This window comes from Micromonospora sp. NPDC049051 (genome assembly GCF_043197575.1).
In the GTDB taxonomy this organism is placed as follows: domain Bacteria; phylum Actinomycetota; class Actinomycetes; order Mycobacteriales; family Micromonosporaceae; genus Micromonospora.
Map to the genome: position 1 here is coordinate 255,799 of NZ_JBICTL010000001.1, position 16,137 is coordinate 271,935.

15 protein-coding genes are annotated in these 16,137 nt (G+C 74.8%); 6 read left to right on the plus strand and 9 right to left on the minus strand.

Annotated elements, in window-relative coordinates; genetic code table 11:
- Window positions 1-4,521, minus strand: a complete 4,521-nt coding sequence (locus tag ACGFIR_RS01245) for an HAD-IC family P-type ATPase (RefSeq protein ID WP_393142570.1) — start codon at window positions 4,519-4,521, stop codon at window positions 1-3.
- Window positions 4,522-4,847: 326 nt separating this feature from the next.
- Here ACGFIR_RS01245 and ACGFIR_RS01250 point away from each other — a divergent pair, with 326 nt between their 5' ends.
- From ACGFIR_RS01250 to ACGFIR_RS01265, 4 genes are all read left to right on the plus strand, one after another.
- On the plus strand, window positions 4,848-6,290 hold the full coding sequence (locus ACGFIR_RS01250; RefSeq protein ID WP_393142572.1) for an MFS transporter: 1,443 nt from the start codon (window positions 4,848-4,850) through the stop codon (window positions 6,288-6,290).
- 134 nt (window positions 6,291-6,424) lie between these two features.
- Complete coding sequence (locus tag ACGFIR_RS01255) at window positions 6,425-7,063, plus strand: GAP family protein (RefSeq protein ID WP_393142574.1); 639 nt, start codon at window positions 6,425-6,427, stop codon at window positions 7,061-7,063.
- Window positions 7,064-7,182: 119 nt separating this feature from the next.
- The gene (locus tag ACGFIR_RS01260) at window positions 7,183-7,377 is read left to right on the plus strand and encodes a hypothetical protein (RefSeq protein WP_393005120.1); all 195 of its coding nucleotides are present in this window, start codon (window positions 7,183-7,185) and stop codon (window positions 7,375-7,377) included.
- Window positions 7,378-7,426: 49 nt separating this feature from the next.
- Window positions 7,427-7,975: a YbaK/EbsC family protein gene (locus ACGFIR_RS01265; RefSeq protein WP_393143698.1), complete on the plus strand. Its 549-nt coding sequence runs from the start codon at window positions 7,427-7,429 to the stop codon at window positions 7,973-7,975.
- A 95-nt stretch (window positions 7,976-8,070) separates the two neighbouring features.
- On the opposite strand, the gene ACGFIR_RS01270 is transcribed toward ACGFIR_RS01265, so the two are convergent.
- The 6 genes from ACGFIR_RS01270 to ACGFIR_RS01295 all read right to left on the minus strand — a co-directional run bounded on the left by ACGFIR_RS01270 (window position 8,071) and on the right by ACGFIR_RS01295 (window position 12,572).
- Window positions 8,071-8,706 carry a DsbA family protein gene (locus tag ACGFIR_RS01270; RefSeq protein ID WP_393005118.1) on the minus strand — a complete coding sequence of 212 codons (636 nt, stop codon included), beginning with the start codon at window positions 8,704-8,706 and terminating at the stop codon, window positions 8,071-8,073.
- Between the two features lie 20 nt (window positions 8,707-8,726).
- The gene (locus tag ACGFIR_RS01275) at window positions 8,727-9,155 is read right to left on the minus strand and encodes a SufE family protein (RefSeq protein WP_393005116.1); all 429 of its coding nucleotides are present in this window, start codon (window positions 9,153-9,155) and stop codon (window positions 8,727-8,729) included.
- A 74-nt stretch (window positions 9,156-9,229) separates the two neighbouring features.
- On the minus strand, window positions 9,230-9,655 hold the full coding sequence (locus tag ACGFIR_RS01280) for a CBS domain-containing protein (protein WP_393005114.1): 426 nt from the start codon (window positions 9,653-9,655) through the stop codon (window positions 9,230-9,232).
- Window positions 9,656-9,711: 56 nt separating this feature from the next.
- A complete protein-coding gene (locus tag ACGFIR_RS01285) occupies window positions 9,712-11,478 on the minus strand; it encodes a proline--tRNA ligase (protein WP_393142576.1) in 1,767 nt (588 codons plus the stop codon).
- A gap of 222 nt (window positions 11,479-11,700) precedes the next feature.
- Complete coding sequence (locus ACGFIR_RS01290) at window positions 11,701-12,204, minus strand: roadblock/LC7 domain-containing protein (protein WP_393005110.1); 504 nt, start codon at window positions 12,202-12,204, stop codon at window positions 11,701-11,703.
- The gene (locus ACGFIR_RS01295) at window positions 12,201-12,572 is read right to left on the minus strand and encodes a hypothetical protein (protein WP_393005108.1); all 372 of its coding nucleotides are present in this window, start codon (window positions 12,570-12,572) and stop codon (window positions 12,201-12,203) included. The genes ACGFIR_RS01290 and ACGFIR_RS01295 overlap by 4 nt, the downstream gene beginning before the upstream one ends.
- Before the next feature lie 468 nt (window positions 12,573-13,040).
- Between ACGFIR_RS01295 and ACGFIR_RS01300 the strand changes: the two genes are divergently transcribed.
- Entirely contained in the window at window positions 13,041-13,808 is a 768-nt protein-coding gene (locus tag ACGFIR_RS01300; protein ID WP_393005106.1) for an SGNH/GDSL hydrolase family protein, read from the plus strand.
- Between the two features lie 3 nt (window positions 13,809-13,811).
- Window positions 13,812-14,258, plus strand: a complete 447-nt coding sequence (locus ACGFIR_RS01305; RefSeq protein WP_393142578.1) for a hypothetical protein — start codon at window positions 13,812-13,814, stop codon at window positions 14,256-14,258.
- A 62-nt stretch (window positions 14,259-14,320) separates the two neighbouring features.
- Here ACGFIR_RS01305 and ACGFIR_RS01310 read toward each other — a convergent pair whose 3' ends face one another.
- Window positions 14,321-15,583, minus strand: a complete 1,263-nt coding sequence (locus tag ACGFIR_RS01310) for a hypothetical protein (protein ID WP_393142580.1) — start codon at window positions 15,581-15,583, stop codon at window positions 14,321-14,323.
- A complete protein-coding gene (locus tag ACGFIR_RS01315; protein WP_393142582.1) occupies window positions 15,576-16,103 on the minus strand; it encodes a SigE family RNA polymerase sigma factor in 528 nt (175 codons plus the stop codon). Before ACGFIR_RS01315 ends, ACGFIR_RS01310 begins: the two co-directional genes overlap by 8 nt.
- Window positions 16,104-16,137: the final 34 nt, after the last annotated feature.

Here is a 16,137-nt window from a genome sequence, read left to right on the forward strand (position 1 = left end):
CTACCCGTGATCGGCGTCCCCATGTCGATCGGCCGTGTCCCCGTCGTCGGCCGGGGAGCGATCGGCGGCGTTCCCGTCGTCGTCGGCCGGGGAGGGCTCGGTGGCGTCGGGCCGATCGGGCTCCGACCGGGGCAGGTGTGCGACCAGGCGGGTGAGCGCGCCGTTGGCGAAGGTGGCGCCGAGCGCGGAGCCCGTCGCGATCGTCCAGCCGACCGGCCCGAGCGGCGTGCAACCGAAGAACTGACTGAGCCCCGGCGTCTGCACGACGGCCACCAGCACCCCCGCCGACGCGGCGGTGGAGGCGAGCACGGCGGGACTGGTGCCGCCGGCCAGCACCGTCTGCCCGAGCTGGGTGCCGACGAGCGAGACCAGCGCGACGGTGCCCGCCCGCCGGCGTCGCCCGGTGTAGCGGGCCAGCGTCCAACCGGCCGTGGCGCCGAGCGTCGTGGCGGCGGCGCGCAGCCCGATCTCCCGGGTCATCGTTTCGCCCAGCGAGGTGTCGGGGCCCTCCTGGAGCAGGCCGTCGGCGTGGTCCGCGTCGGGTGGCCGGACCGCGATCGCCAACGCCGGTGCCAGGTCGGTGAGCAGGTTGACCAGGAGCAGTTGCCGGCCGGTGAGCGCCGAGCGGCCGGTGGCGGCGGCGGTCAGCACGCTGAACGCGATCTCGCCGAGGTTCCCGCCGACGAGGATGCTGAGCGCGTGGCGTACCGAGGACCACATCGCCCGGCCCTCGACCAGGGTGGCGATGATCGTCTCCAGCCGGTCGTCGGTGACCACCAGGTCGGCCGCCGCGCGGGCCGCCGGGGTGCCCCGCTGACCGAGGGCGATGCCCACGTCGGCCAGCCGGATCGCCGCGGCGTCGTTGGCGCCGTCGCCGGTCATCGCCACCGTACGCCCGCACCTCTGCAACGCCTGGATGATCCGGACCTTGTGCGCGGGGGTGCACCGGGCCACCACGTCCGTGGCGGCGAGCCGCGCGCCGAGAGCCTCGTCGTCGAGCCGGTCGAGTTCCGTCGCGGTGACGACCCGCTGGTGCTCGTGGTCGCTGATGGTGGACGCGATCGCCTCGGCGGTCGCCGGATGGTCACCGGTGATCATGATGGTGTGCACGCCGGCCTGACGGATGCGGCGTACGGCGGGGGCGGCGCTCTCGCGTACCCCGTCGGCGAGGGCCAGGAAGCCGACGAAGGTCAGCTCGTGCACCTGCTCGTCGGTGACGCTCGGCGAGTGGATCCGGCACTCGGCCACGGCGAGGATCCGGTGCCCCGCCCCCGCCCGGTCGGCCAGCATGGCGTGCAGCCCCGCGCGCCCGTCGTCGTCGAGCGGCTCGTCACGTCCCTCCGGCGTACGCCGGCCCGAGCAGCGGGGCAGCACCGACTCCGGGGCCCCCTTCACGCTGAGCAGCAGCCGGTCGCCGGAGCGGCCGACGGTGGCGTGGTAGCCACGGGACGGCTCGAACGGCAGCGCGTCGACCGGCTCCCACCCCTCGGCGCCGGTCCGCTCGGTCACGCCCGCCGCCTGGGCGCCGGAGCGGACCGCGCGGTCGGTCTGCTGGGCCAGGTCGTGGGGGTCGTCGGCGCCCGGGGTGGCGCGCAGCGCCGCCGCGAGGGTGTCCCGCAGGGCGTCGTCGAGCCGGTCGACCGGCGCGTACCGGCCGTCGTCGCCGACCCCGGCGAGCAGGAGCTGCCCCTCGGTGAGGGTGCCGGTCTTGTCGAAGCAGAGCACATCGACCCGGCCGAGCGCCTCGATGGTGCGCGGGTTGCGGACCAGCGCGCCGTGCTCCGCCAGCCGCCGTGCGGCGGCCAGCTGCGCGGCGCTGACCAGGAAGGGCAGCCCTTCCGGCACGGACGCGACGGCCAGGTTCGCGGCGGTCGCGGCGGTCTGGGCCAGGGGTACGCCCCGCAGCAGGCCCGCGCCGGCCACCGCCACCGCCGAGCCGGCGGCCAGCGGGATCGCCGCCCGGGTCAACCGGCCCAGCCGCGCCTCCACGCCGCTCGACGGCGGAGCCTGCCGGGCCATCGCCAGGCTCCGTCCCGCCTCGGTTTCCGCGCCCGTCGCGACCACCACCGCCGTTCCGTGACCGGCGGCGACGCTGGTGCCCTCGTAGAGCATCGACCGGCGGTCGGCGACGGCGGCGGCGACCACCGGCTGTTCGGTCTTGCCGACCGGCAGCGACTCGCCGGTGAGGGACGACTCGTCCATCTCCAGCCCGGCCGACTCCAGCACCCGGCAGTCGGCCGGTACGGCGTCCCCCGATTCGAGCAGGACGACGTCCCCGGGCACCAGCTCCTCGGCCGCCACCGTCCGTTCCGCGCCGTCCCGGCGTACGCGGGCGGTGACCGACGAGCGGGACAGCAGCTCGGCCAGCGACCGCTCGGTGCGGTGCTGGTGCACGGCCCCGAGCAGCGCGGACCCGCCGACCACGCCGCCGACCAGGGCGGCGTCGACGGGCGAGCCGAAGGCTGCCGAGAGCACCGCCCCGGCGGCCAGTACGGGAGTGAGCGGGTTGGCCAGCTCGTCGACGAAGGCGCGCAGCAGCCCCGTCGGCCCGTCGGGGCGTACGCCGTGGTCGTCCCGGCGGCGCTCGGCCTCGGCGGTGGTGAGTCCGTCCGGGCCGCTGCCGAGCTGGTCGAGCACGGTCGCGGACGGCATCAGGTGCCACGCGGTGACGGCCGGGGTCGGGCCGTCCGTCCGGTCGGGCAGCCGGTGCGCCCGTAGGACGCCGTGCGCGAAGGCCAGCGCTGCCGCCCCGTTCACGGGCACGACGGCGCGTCCGGGCAGCCGCGCACGGGGGGCCGTGAGCGCACCCAGCGCGCCGAGGCCGGTGCCGGCCATGGCCAGGCCGATGTTCTGCCGGGCCATCCGACGGGCCACCCCCGCCGCCTCGACCACCAGTGCCGCCACCCGCAGGTCGGCGCCGAGCAGCAGGTGCGCGCCCCAGGGCGGCAGCTCCTCGGGGCCGCTGAGCCCCAGGCCGCAGTCGGCGACGCCCAGTGCGGCGCGGTCGGCGGAGACCACCATCACCATGGCCCCGGCGCGTTGCAGGTTCCGCACCGACTCGGCCAGCCGGTCGTGGCCCGGCAGGTGGGCGTCGGCGAAGCCGTACCGCCGCTCGTCGTCGCCGGCCACGATCAGCCGCAGGCCGGCCTGGCGGGCGGCGGCCGACAGGGCGTCAACGCCCGGCGCCGGTTCCGGTTCGACCCGCAGCACGGCGGCGAGGGTGCCGCCGTCGGCGAGGCCGAGCAGGAGTCCGCCCGCGTCGCGCAGCCGCCGACTGTCGGTGGTGTCTCCGGGGTTCTCGACGTCCAGCGCCTCCAGCGGCCCGAGCCGCCAGCCGTCGGCGTCCCGCGGCTGGCGGGGCGCGGCGGGGTCGAAGAGGGCGAACGCGCGCGCGGCCACCTGCCCGGTGTCCGCCCCGGCCAGCGGCGCCAGATCGGCCAGCACGCCCCGGTCGGAGCCGAGCACGGCGGCGTCCAGCACCAGGGTGTCGATCCGGTCCAGTTCGCGCAGCACGCTGCGGTCCATCGCGATCACGCCACGCCGGGCGAGGATCCGGCCGAGCTGCGCGGCGTACCCCTCGCGTCCGCTGCCAGGAGCCTTGGGCAGCGTGGAGAGACCCAGCGCGGCGGCCCGCTTCGGGCCGACGACCGGCATCGTGGCGACTGCGGCGGCGCCCGCGTCGAGCATCCGGCTGATGTACTTCTCGACGGGGCCGTCGGGCTTCGGCAGGGGGCGCTCGATCTTCGGTACGGCGGCGGCGGCCCGTTCCGGATGCCCGGTCAGCCGATGTTCGGCCTGCGCCCACGCGCGGAGCTGGGCCCGCGCCTCGCCCCACTGCACCACCCGTTGCGCGCCGTCGAGCACGAGCCCGGCCCAGCCGCCCGTCAGGCCCAGCGCCACCGCCTCGGCCAGCGGGAACAGCAGATCGGCGCGGGGGTCGGCGCGTAGCCCCTGGTCCGCCAGCGCGTGCAGCTTGGGGTGCAGGTCGACCGCCACGAGCAGCCCGGCGACCTCCCCGGGCACCGGCGTGAACGGCAGGATCCGGGTGGCGGCGGCGAGGGTCAGGCCCAGGGCGTCGGAGGCCAGCGCGCCGAGGGTGCGGGGTGTGCGCGGCCCCTCCTCGGGCGGGTGCGGCGGCGGGATCTCCGGGTCCGGCTCGTGGGGGCAGGTGCGTTCGGTGCGGGCGACCGTCGCGATGAGGTCCCGCAGGGCGGGCTCCGGCGTACCGACGGCGACGACCACCCGCCCGGACGGGGCGTTGACCCGGGCCCACTCGACGCCGGGCATCCGCTCCAGCGCCGCCTCGACCTGACGCGCGAGGACGTCACCGCCGTCCTGGCAGACCCCGATCACCTCGATGTGGTGCCGGCCGGGGCGGGACCAGACCCGGCGCCGGCTCAGCCCGGCCACCCGCGCCAGCCGGGCCGCGACGGCACCGACGTTCCGGGACGCCTCGCCGACGACCGGCGGCACCAGGACCGGCGGAAGGAGCCGACCGGCGGCGCGGCCCACGGAGATCATCGAGGCGTACGACCGGACAGGCGCCGGTCAGGCCCCTCGCTGCCGTTGCGTCCGCCGTACGCCATCTCGCCTCCCACTTGCGCGCTTCCGGCGGCCTGGCTTCCCGGCGGGACGTCCGTTATGCCCTCGGAGCAGCGGAAGTTCCTGCCGCGTGGCGGGCGAGGGCTGCCGCGCCGGGGTGTCCGCCGGCTCTCGGGCGGCCGGGGAGAGCTGGGTCACCCTTGACCTCAATCCGGGTTGAGGTCGGAGGCTGACGGCGTGCTGATCGAACTGCTTCGCTCCGAGGCGGGTCCGGGCGATTCCCGGGCCCGCTCCGGTGGACCGCTGTGGCTGCCGCGTCCGGCGAGCCGGAGGTGACCGACACGGCGGCGCCCGCCGCCCCGGAGCGGGAGGTCGGTGCTCGTCCCACCGGCGGGGCCGGCCTCTTCGCGCCCCGGCTACGGGCGATGACGGTGGGCAGCGTCGCGCTCATCTCGCTGCTCGCCTTCGAGGCGCTGGCGGTGGGCACCGCCATGCCGACCGTCGCGCGCAGCCTCGACGGGCTTGCCCTCTACGGCATCGCCTTCGGGGGACCGTTCGCCGCCGGCGTGCTCGCCATGGTCGCCTCCGGCATCTGGTGCGACTCGCGGGGTCCCCGGGCGCCGATGTGGCACGGGCTCGTCTGGTTCGTGCTGGGGCTGCTGCTCGCCGGGAGCGCCACCACCATGGGCGTCCTGGTCGCCGGCCGGATCGTGCAGGGCTTCGGCTCCGGCCTGCTCTCGGTGGCGCTGTACGTGATCGTGGCGCAGGCGTACCCGGAGGCGTTGCACCGGCGGATCTTCGCGGCGTTCGCCGCCGCGTGGGTCGTACCGTCGCTGGTCGGCCCGGCGCTGGCCGGCCTGATCGTGGAGCACCTCGGGTGGCGTTGGGTCTTCCTGGCGGTGCCGGCGGTGGCGGTGCCGGCGGTGCTGCTGATCCACCCCGGCCTGCGGGCGATCGGCGCGGGCACGGTCACCGGGCTGCCGTCCGGCGCGGCGGCCCGGATCGGCTGGGCCTGCGGGGCGGGGGTGAGCGCCGCACTGTTGCACATCGGGGGCCAGCAGCGCGGCGTCGCCGCCGTCGGGCTGGTGGCCGTGGCGTTGGCCGGACTGCTGGTCTGCGCGCCCCGGCTGCTGCCGGCCGGGTTCCTGCGCGCCGGCAGGGGCCTGCCCACGGTGATCGGGCTGCGCGGTCTCGCCTCGGCCGCGTTCGTCGGCGCGGAGGTGGTGATCCCGCTGATGCTCTCCCGGGAACGCGGGCTGTCGCCGACCGCCGCCGGCCTGGTCCTGACCACGGGGGCGCTCGCCTGGTCGGCAGGCTCCTGGGCGCAGGGGCGGATGCGCGCGCCGCGCTCCCGGGCCACCCTGCCGAGGGCGGGCCTGACCTGCATCGCCGCTGGGACGGCCGTGGTCACGCTCGCCGTCGCGCCGGCGGTGCCGGTGTGGGTCGGCGTGCTCGGCTGGGCCGGCGCGGGCCTCGGCATGGGGCTGCTCTACCCCTCGTTGTCGGTGCTCACGCTGGAGCTGTCCGCCCCGGGCGAGGAGGGCCGCAACAGTTCCTCGCTGCAACTGGGCGACTCGCTGTTCGCGGCGACCGTGCTGGCGCTGACCGGCGCGGTGCTCGCCGCGGGGGCGGCCCCGGGGCCGGCCAGCTACGCCGGCACGCTCGCGGTGGCCTCCGGGCTGGCCCTGCTGGGCGTCGTGCTCGCCGGCCGCGTGGTGCCCGGCGCACCCGGGGTCCGCGCCGGCTGACCGCCCCCGACGCCGTCGTTGTCCTCGGTGTCGACGAACCGCGCGCTGACGATCGTCGCGGCGGGCCGGACGACGGCGATGATGTGCCGGTTCGGTCCGGCGGCGCCCGCCCGGCCCGGGAGGATGGACGGGCGATGAACTTCCTGACCATCCTGCCGATGGCCGTGGTGATGGTCGCCGGGACGCAACTTGTCGCGGCGGTCTTCCTCGCCTCGGCGGAGCGACCGCGTGCCGCGTCGCTGGGCTACCTGGCCGGGGCCGCACTGGTGGTGGTGGGCGGCGTCACGGCGAGCTGGCTCGTCACCCGGGTGGTGCGGGTCGACGTCGGTGCCGGGGTCGGCGGGCGCGCCGTCGAGCGCCGGATCGACCAGGCGCTGCTGGTGCTGCTGGCCGTCCTGACGCTGATCGTCTTCCTGCGCCGGCACACCACCGGCCCGGCGAGGTGGATGGGCGGCCTCCAGCGGGCGAGCCCGGCGTATGCGCTGCGGCTCGGCGTGCTGCTCTTCCTGGCCATGCCGACGGACGATCTGACCATGCTCGCCGTGGGGGCGAGCGCCGCGCGGCACGCCCTGTCCTGGTGGCACCTGCTGCCGTTCGTCCTGCTCACCCTGGCGTTGCTGGCCCTGCCGCTGCTGGCGTTGCTGCTGCTCGGCCGCCGGGCGGAGGTGGTGCTGCCCCGGATGCGGGACTGGACGGGGCGGCACTCCTGGGTGGTCAGCGAGATCGTCATCGGCTTCTTCGTGGTGCTGACGACGGCCGACCTGCTCCGGTGAGCCGAGCTGCTCCCTACGGGCCGACGCGCTCCGGGCGGGTGACCACCTCGTTGACACGTACGAGGGAACCGCCGCGACATGAACGGCTCCCGCGTTCATGTCCGACCTAACGTGACGCCATGTTCACCATGGTTGCCACCGTCATCCTGTACGTCGCCGGATTCGTCTTCCTCTACGGCGTGATCCGGCTCGCCGTTCGGCACTCCCTGGAGGAGATGGAGGTCCGTCGGGTCCAAGCCGAGCGGGCGGAGGAACTCGCGGTCGCCCGGGACCGCACGCTGCTGCGCGAGAACGGCTTCCTCACCGGCAACTGACGGCGTGCCGGGAGCCAGGGCCTGGTCGGATGCGAAGATCGCAGGCGTGATGGGGACGCTGAAGACCGAACCTGCCCGCAGCCGACTCGACCTGCTCGCTCCGCCGGTCGCCGCCGTCGTCGAGCGGTGGCCCGCAGAGGCGCCGGTGGACGTCGACGACGTGCTGGTGGCGCCGATCGACGGAGAGCTCGCCGACACCGCCGCCTTCTGTGCCGCGTACGAGGTGGGGCTGGACGAGTCGGCCAACTGCGTGGTGGTGGCCGGCAAGCGCGAGGGGGTCGTACGCTACGCGGCCTGCGTCGTGCTCGCCACCACCCGGGTCGACGTCAACGGGGTGGCCCGGCGCGCGCTCGACGTGCGTAAGGCGAGCTTCGCGCCGATGGCCGACGCGGTGGAGCTGACCGGCATGGAGTACGGCGGCATCACCCCGATCGGCCTGCCGGAGCAGTGGCCGATCCTGGTCGACCCGCGGGTGATCGCCACCCCGCACGTGATCATCGGATCGGGCGTACGGCACAGCAAGATCGCGCTGCCCGGGCCGGCACTCGGCGCCCTGCCCGGGGCGCAGGTGGTGGAGGGCCTGGCCAGGCCGGTCTGAACGGTCACGAGCATCGATACCGTTGCACGTGAAACATCATGTGCGTCGATGTCCGTGGCCGGCGGTCGACCCGCGTCGTTCGCCTGTGGTCCGGGTCAGCCGGCCTCGGTCTCGCGGCGGTCCACCTCGGCGAGGGCGGCGAGGAGCGTCTCCGGCTCTTGGGCGCCGGTGACCGCGTACCGGCCGGCCAGGACGAAGGTGGGCACGCTGGTCACCCCGATCTGCCGGGCGGTGGCCAGCTCGTCGGAGAGTTCCGCCGTCCGCTCGTCGGAGTCGAGGAAGCGGCGGGCCTCGGCCGCGTCCAGGCCGACCTCGGCGGCGAGCGCGGCGAGCGCGTCGCGGGAGCCCACGTCGACACCGTCGGTGAAGTAGGCGCGGTAGAGCGCGTCGACCAGCTCGGCGGCGCGTCCGTGCTCCGTCGCCCAGGCGACCAGGCGGTGCGCGTCGAAGGTGTTCGCGGCGACCGCGCGGTCGAAGTCGAGCTTCAGACCCACCTGGGCCGCCACCTCCGTCACCTGACCGAACATCTGCCGGACCCGGTCCGGCCCGCCGAACTTCGCCGCCATCGCGTCGACCAGCGGACGCGGCTCCGGCACCGGTGACGGGTCGAGCTGGAAGGGCCGGTAGCGGACGGTCACCTCGCCGTCGTACGACTCCAGGGCCTGCTCCAGCCGGCGCTTGCCGATGTAGCACCAGGGGCAGACGACGTCGGCGTAGATCTCGATCTCCATGTCGGGTGACAACCCTCCGTCTAGCTGGTCTGTTCCCGGACCTGCCGCTTGAGCCGGGCCAGGATGGCGGTGCCGCCACGCACCCGCAGCGGGCTGATCGCCTGGGCCAGCCCCATCCGCTGGTAGAGGTCGTCGGGCACGGCGAGCACCTCGTCCGCGCTCGCGCCGGCCAGCCCTTCAGCGAGGATGCCGGCGAACGCGCGGGTGGTGGGCGCCTCCGGCGGGCAGTCGAAGACGGTCTCGACCATCTTCCCGGGGGTCACCCGGGCGCGCAGGAAGAACGCCGTCTGACACTCCGGTACCTGCTCCATGCCCTCCCGCTCGGCGGAACCGGCGGGCAGCGGCGGGATGACGTCGGCGTACTCCAGCAGCATCTCGAGCACCACGTCCCGGGGCGCGGCGGCGAACTCGTCGACGATCTCGGACAGCCTGGCCGGCATGGATGACATGCCCCGAGGCTACCGCCGCCGGGAAGGGGCCCCTCCGCTACCGGGGGACCTGGGGAAGGGCCCTTCCGTGCACGTCAGACGGTGGGGGCCTGCTCGCTGATGTCGCTCAGCGCCGATTGGGGGTCGAGCTGCATCGCGAGGTCGCCGAGGGAGACGATGCCGACCAGCTTGCGTTCGCTGTCGCAGACCAGCACCCGCCGGATGCCCCGCTCCCGCATCAGGGCGGCAGCCTCGGCCGCGGTCGAGTGCTGCTCGATCATGACCACCTCACGGGTGATGATCGAGCCGATCGTGGTGGTGGCCGGGTCGCTGCGCTCGGCCACCGCCCGTACGACGATGTCCCGGTCGGTGAGCATGCCGGCCAGGGTGGCGCCGTCGGTGACCACGACGTCGCCGATGTCCGCCTCCTTCATCACCCGGGCCGCTTCGTCCAGGGTGGTCTCGGCGGGCAGGTAGATGACCTGCTTCGTCATGACGTCGCTGACCCGGTAACCGGTCATGAGAGCCTCCAGAACGCTTTCAGTCGATCGGACTGCGGTACCCCGTGGCACGTCCGCTACACCACGTTCCCGCGCTCCCGGTGTACCCGCTCGACGAGTCGGTCCGCCACCCCGTCCACCGGCAGTTCGACGCGCTCGCCGGAAGCCCGGTCGCGCAGTTCCACGTACCCCTCGGCGAGACGGCGGCCGACCACGACGGCGCGGGGGATGCCGATCAGCTCGGCGTCGGTGAACTTCACCCCGGCGGAGACGTGCGTCCGGTCGTCGACGAGCACCCGCAGGCCGGCGTCGGCGAGCCGCCCGCCGAGCTCCAGCGCCGCGTCGAGCGGCCCCTTTCCGGCGGCCACCACGTGTACGTCGCACGGCGCGACCGCCTCCGGCCAGACGAGCCCCCGCTCGTCGTGGTGCTGTTCGGCGATCGCCGCGACCGCGCGGGACACCCCGATGCCGTAGCAGCCCATGGTGGGACGGACGGGCTTGCCGGCGGGGCCGAGCACGTCGACGGCGAAGGCGTCGGTGTAGCGGCGACCGAGCTGGAAGATGTGCCCGATCTCGATGCCCCGCCGCATGGTCAGCTCGCCCGTGCCGCAGGCCGGGCAGGGATCACCGGGACGGACCTCGGCCGCCTCGATGGTGCCGTCCGGCACGAAGTCCCGGCCGCAGACCACGCCCGTCGCGTGCCGGCCCGGCTCGTTCGCGCCGGTCAGCCACGCGCTGCCCGGCACCACCCGGGGGTCGACCAGGTAGCGGATGCCGAACTTCGCCATGACCTGCGGGCCGATGTAGCCACGGACCAACTCGGGACGGGCGTCCCAGCCGTCGAAGACGTCCACGGTGGCCGGGGCGACCGCCGCGCCGAGCCGCTTCAGGTCGACCTCCCGGTCGCCGGGCAGCCCGACCACCAGCAGCTCGGCCTCCTCGACGCCGGGCCGGCGCAGGGCGAGCACCACGTTCTTCAGGGTGTCTGCGGCGGTCCAGTCGTCCCGCCCGTCCAGGCGCCGGGCGTTGGCCAGCCCGACCAGGCTGGCGATGGTCGGGGTCTCGGGGGTGTCGTGCACCCGTGCCGCCGGCTGGGCGTACGGGTCGGTGGCGGGCGGGGCGGGCGTGGTCACCGCCTCCGTGTTTGCCGCGTAGTCGCAGGCCGTGCAGCCGACGAAGGTATCCTCGCCGACGGGCGTCGCGGCCAGGAACTCCTCCGACGCCGAACCGCCCATCGCCCCCGACGTCGCGCGCACGATCGTGTGCTCCAGCCCGAGCCGGTCGAAGATCCGCCGGTACGCGCCCCGGTGCCGGTCGTACGCCGCCGCGAGGCCCGCCTCGTCGAGGTCGAACGAGTAGGCGTCCTTCATCAGGAACTCGCGTCCACGCAGCAGGCCGGCGCGGGGCCGGGCCTCGTCCCGGAACTTCGTCTGGACCTGGAAGAGCGTCACGGGGAAGTCCCGGTACGAGGTGAACAGGTCCTTCACGAGCAGCGCGGCCAACTCCTCGTGGGTGGGCGCCAGCAGGTGCTCCGCGCCGCGCCGGTCGGCGAGGGTGAAGATGTCGTCGCCGTACTCCGTCCACCTGCCACTGGTCCGGTACGGCTCGGCCGGCAGCAGCGCCGGGAAGTGCACCTCCTGGTCGCCGATCGCCGTCATCTCCTGCCGGACCACCTCGGTGACTCGGTCCAGCACCAGCTTGCCCAGCGGCAGCCAGGTGTAGCCGCCCGGTGCGGCGCGACGGATGTAGCCGGCGCGCAGCAGGAGCCGGTGGCTCGGCACCTCCGCGTCCGCCGGGTCCTCGCGCAGGGTCCGGAGCAGCAGGGTCGACATGCGCAGCAGCATTGGCGCAGCGTACGGCGGCCGGCTGCGACAGGACGATCCATTTCGGGTACGCCGGTCAGGACGGCTCTCGCGTCGGGCGGTGGACGACGCCTGCTCGCGCCCCGTCCACCGCCCGATTCGAAGCCCCCGACTTCGGGTGGCCGTCTCGACCACCGACCTCGGGTGGGCGTCTCGCCGCAGACCCGAAAACCCGTTCCGCCCGGCCTGAAGCCGTGCGCGCCGTCAGCCGCCGTGGCCGGCCGGAGCGGACTCGTCCAGCAGGGTGGCGAGCCGCCTCGCCACCGGCGGGGCGTGCAGGTGCAACCGGGCCACGTTGATGCTGTCCTCGCCGACCACCGCGAGCAGCGCCTGCGAGCTGACCGCGTAGACGCTCAGGTAGCCGCCGGCGTTGCGGACGGTGGACTGCTGGAAGTCGCCCTGACCCAGCCGGAGCCCGACCTGCCGGCCCAGCCCGTACGTGGTGGCGGCGAGGGCCGCCAGGTCGCTCGGGTCGACGTCGGTCTGCAGGTTGTGGGTGATGAGCAGGCCGTCCACGCCGCCGAGGACGCAGCCGTGGACCCCGGGGATCTGCAGGCGCAGCTCAGAGAGCTCGTGTCCGATCGCCGCGTACGGCAGCGACGCGTTCCCGGCCAGCGACGGTGGCAGCGGGCGCGGCGGCGGCAGGGTGCCCGTGCCCCGTGCCGTACGGCGGGGTAGGGCCGTCTCGGTGTCGTCGATTCCGCTCACAGCTCCAGGCTCTCCTCGATGGTGCGCAACTGGTGGCGGGCCATGGCCAGGTTGGCGCGGCTCTTGCTCACCATCAGGTACAGGAAGAGGCCCTTGCCGGTGCGGCTGGTCACCGGGCGGATCAGGTGGTACTGGGTGCCGAGCGTGATGAGGATGTCCTCGATCTCGTCGTTCAGGTTGAGCATCTCGATCGTCCGCAGCTTGGCGCGGACGACATCGGTGTTGCCGGCGGCGGCGACGGTCAGGTCGATCTCGCCGGTGCCGCCGGCCACGCCGAGTGTCATGCCGCTGTTGTAGTCGACGAGTGCGGCGCCGATCGCGCCGTCGATGCTCATCGCGGTCTTCAGTGCCAGGTCGAGGTTGGGCACGATGTTCTCCCAGGACTTACGGGCGGCGTCGCCGTCTGCTGTGCAGCGGGTGATCCGGCGGTGACAAGTGGTGTGACCTTGTGAAAGGGTTTGGACGAGGCTTGCACACCGGGGGCCTCCGCGCACCCGGTGGCGCCGCCATCCACCTGACTGGACGGTGCGCGACGGCCGGCGGTCCCGCAAATGGGACGTTCCGAGGGTTGCCGACCGCGTCACCGAACTTCTCGTATCGACGCAGGCGGTTATCGTGCCCCGGCCCCGGCCCCGGCCCCGGCCCCGGTCCCAGCCCCGGCCCCAGCCCCGGCCCCGGTCCCGGATCACGGTCCCGCTGTCCACGATGACCTCCGCCACGTTTGTCCGTCGGTCACCCCGCGGCCGGCCCTTCTGGTGAAGACTGTCCCGCGTCGGGAAGGGACCCTTCCTCCACCGGAAGCGCCCTATCCTGCCGTACGTCGGAGGGATGAACGGGTGCGCTGGCGCAGTTTCGTGGCGGTCGGGGACAGCTTCACCGAGGGCATGGACGACGCGTACCCGGACGGCAGCTACCGGGGCTGGGCGGACCTGGTGGCGACCCGGCTGGCCGCCGAGACCGGCCCCGACTTCCGGTACGCGAACCTGGCCATCCGGGGCCGGCTCTTCCCGAGCGTGGTGGCCGAGCAGGTGCCCGCCGCGCTCGCCATGAAGCCCGACCTGATCAGCTTCGCCGCCGGCGGCAACGACGTGCTCCGCCGTACCTTCGACCCGGAAGCCCTGGTCACCCGCTTCGACGACGTGGTGCGGAGGCTGCGCTCGGGCGGCGCCGACGTGGTCCTCTTCCGGTTCGCCGACGTGATGGCCCGGCTGCCCGGCCAGCGGCTCGTCGCGCCCCGGGCGCAGTTGCTCAACCGGACCGTCGGGGAGACCGCCGAGCGGCACGGCGCGATCCTGGTCGACCTGTACGCCGACGACACCTACCTGAACCCGATGCTCTGGAGCACCGACCGGCTGCACCTGTCGGAGACCGGGCACCGGCGGGTCGCCGCGCAGGTGCTCACCGCGCTGGGGGTCGGCTGCGACGAGGAGTGGCTCATGGTGCCGCCGCACCCGGCACCCACGCCCTGGCTGGCCGCCCGCGCCGCCGACCTGCGCTGGGCCGGGCAGCACCTGGCGCCGTGGATCAAGCGCCGGCTGACCGGCCGTTCCTCCGGCGACACCGTCACCGCCAAGCGCCCGTCCCTCGGCCCGATCGTCGACTGAGACGTGCTCACCCTGCACGCCGCGCCGCTGCTGCGGACCGCGCCCGACGCCCCACCCGTCGCCGGGGCCGCCGTCGCGGTCCGGGCCGACCGGATCGTCGCGGTCGGCCCGCTGGCCGAGCTGACCGGGGCGTACGCCGAAGCCCGGATCCGCCGCTGGCCGGGCACGCTCGGGCCGGGACTGCTGCACGACGGGCCACTGCCGGCCGCCGACACCCCCCGCGAGCGGGTGCACGCGCTGCTGCGCCGCGGGGTGACCGCCGTGCTGGCCGGCCACCTGACCGATCCGGCGCTGCGGGCCGCCGTGGAGCGCGGCGACCTGCTGGTGCTGCCGGCCGCCGTACCGCCGGCACTGGCGCCCGGCGGGCGCGCGGACCTGGCCGTCCTCGACGCCGACGGCGCCTGCCTGGTGACCGTGGTCGCCGGCCGGATCGCCCACCGCCGCGCCTGACGCCCTGCCCCGCGCCGCCGACGGACCTACCGGCGTCGGTCGGGCCCGACGGCGGTACGTCGTCAGGAGAACCGGGTCCACGTGCGGGTGACGCCGGACCCGACGCCGACGATCTGGGCGGAACCCGTGGTCACGACGACCGTGCCGTCGCGCAACACCTCGACGGACGGGCTGCCGTCGGCGCCGATCCGCAGCGCGGCGGTCACCGCGGGCACGTCGACGTAGCGTCCGTCGGCCCAGAAGCCGACGGTGCCGTACGCCCCGGTGACGGCGAGGACCCCGCCGTTCGTCGCGGCGACGTCGGAGGTGCCGTCGGGTAGGCCCGGTCGTTGCTCCCACCGACCCCCGACCAACCGCCACACCTCCGTCGCCGCCGTCACGCTGAACTCGCTCTCGCTGACGGTCACCAACCAGGCGTCGGCACCGTCGGGAGAGACGAGGAGCCGTCCGGCCCCCGCCCGCGTAGCGGTTGGCAACTTCCGCCAGGTCGCCGCCGCGTCATCGCTGACCAGGACGGTCAGCCGACCCTTGTCGCGTACGGTCAGCCAGAGCCGCCCGTCGCCGCCCTCGATGACCCGGTGGTCGGTCTCGCCGGTCAGGAGCACCGGGGGTTGCGGCCGGACGGGGCCGGAGCCGATCCGTACCAACTCCCCGCGGGGGCACTGCATGCCCCTCGCTCCCAGTCCGTCTCTCCCGGGGCAGCGGACGAGGAACCCGCTGCGGGTGGCGCTGCCCGCCTGCGTGGCCGGCGGCGGGGAGCCGAACGGGTGCCGGGACCAGGCCGCGCCGCCGTCGGTGGTCACGAGGTACCCGTCGCCGACCGTCAGCGTGAGACTCCGCTCGTCGACCGGCAAGAGCCTTCCCGAGCCCTTCGCGTCGGGGAGCGGGGCCGTCGGTCGCCAGGTCACTCCGCCGTCGGCGGTCCGCCCGACGGTCCGGCGGCAGTCTTCCGCGCCCGGATCGGGCGTGTCGCAGGTGTCGAAGAGCGCCCAGCCGTTCCGGGCGTCGACGAATCGCAGTTCGGTCAGCCGACCGGACACGTCGGGCAGGATGACCTTCCGATCGAGAAGCTCGTCGGTGGGTGGCGGCGACATCGTGGGGGTCGGTGTCGGGACCGGCGGGCCGGGGTCGACACCCCGCCCGGCGGCGAACGCCCCGGCCGGTCCGGCCAGGAGGAGCACGCCCACGCCCGCCAGCAGCCGCCCGCGACGCCGTCGCCGGTCGCGCACCCGGCGCTCGACCGCCGGAACGCCCGGCGGCCGGAAGCTGGTCATCGCGTCGGCCTCGAACTCGGCGAACATGTCGTCCAGGTCGTTCTCACGCACCGTGGGTCTCCTGCCGCTCGGTGAAGTAGGTGGCCAGCGCCGCCCGCCCCCGGGACAGCCAGGAGCGGACGGTGCCCTCGGGGGCGTCCAGCTGGTCGGCGATCTCCGCGATGCTCAGGTGCGCCAGGTGGTGCAGCACGACGGCCCGGCGCTGACTTGTGGGCAGACAGGCCAGGGCGCGGCTCAGCGCCACCCGGTCCGGTTCCGGGCCGGGAACGTGTTCCTCCCGCTGCCTGGCCAGGTGCCGGACGACGGTGCGGACCCGGCGTAACCGGCTGGTGGCCAGGTTCCAGGCGACCCGGCGGACCCACGCGGAGGGGTCGTCGTACGTGCTGATCCGGCTCCAACGCTCCAGCACCCGGCAGAACGCCTCCTGGGTGAGGTCCTGCGCCTCGGCGTGGTCTCCCAGATACGCGTAGAGCTGCACCGCCAGGCGGTGGAAGTGAGCCTGGTAGAAGTCGGTGAAGTCCACCGGTGACGCGGTCGCCCGGGGCGGTCCGGTTCGGTGCCGTACGGTCATGGCGATCCTCGTTGGTCGGCGGGTCTCGCCACTG

What these genes read in the sequence shown, in the direction of transcription:
- ACGFIR_RS01255 (WP_393142574.1), top strand. Translation starts at nt 6,425, where the DNA reads ATGAACTTCCTGACCATCCTGCCGATGGCCGTGGTGATGGTCGCCGGG.
- ACGFIR_RS01265 (WP_393143698.1), top strand. Translation starts at nt 7,427, where the DNA reads ATGGGGACGCTGAAGACCGAACCTGCCCGCAGCCGACTCGACCTGCTC.
- ACGFIR_RS01285 (WP_393142576.1), bottom strand. Translation starts at nt 11,478, where the DNA reads ATGCTGCTGCGCATGTCGACCCTGCTGCTCCGGACCCTGCGCGAGGAC.
- ACGFIR_RS01260 (WP_393005120.1), top strand. Translation starts at nt 7,183, where the DNA reads ATGTTCACCATGGTTGCCACCGTCATCCTGTACGTCGCCGGATTCGTC.
- ACGFIR_RS01270 (WP_393005118.1), bottom strand. Translation starts at nt 8,706, where the DNA reads ATGGAGATCGAGATCTACGCCGACGTCGTCTGCCCCTGGTGCTACATC.
- ACGFIR_RS01315 (WP_393142582.1), bottom strand. Translation starts at nt 16,103, where the DNA reads ATGACCGTACGGCACCGAACCGGACCGCCCCGGGCGACCGCGTCACCG.
- ACGFIR_RS01275 (WP_393005116.1), bottom strand. Translation starts at nt 9,155, where the DNA reads ATGTCATCCATGCCGGCCAGGCTGTCCGAGATCGTCGACGAGTTCGCC.
- ACGFIR_RS01280 (WP_393005114.1), bottom strand. Translation starts at nt 9,655, where the DNA reads ATGACCGGTTACCGGGTCAGCGACGTCATGACGAAGCAGGTCATCTAC.
- ACGFIR_RS01245 (WP_393142570.1), bottom strand. Translation starts at nt 4,521, where the DNA reads ATGATCTCCGTGGGCCGCGCCGCCGGTCGGCTCCTTCCGCCGGTCCTG.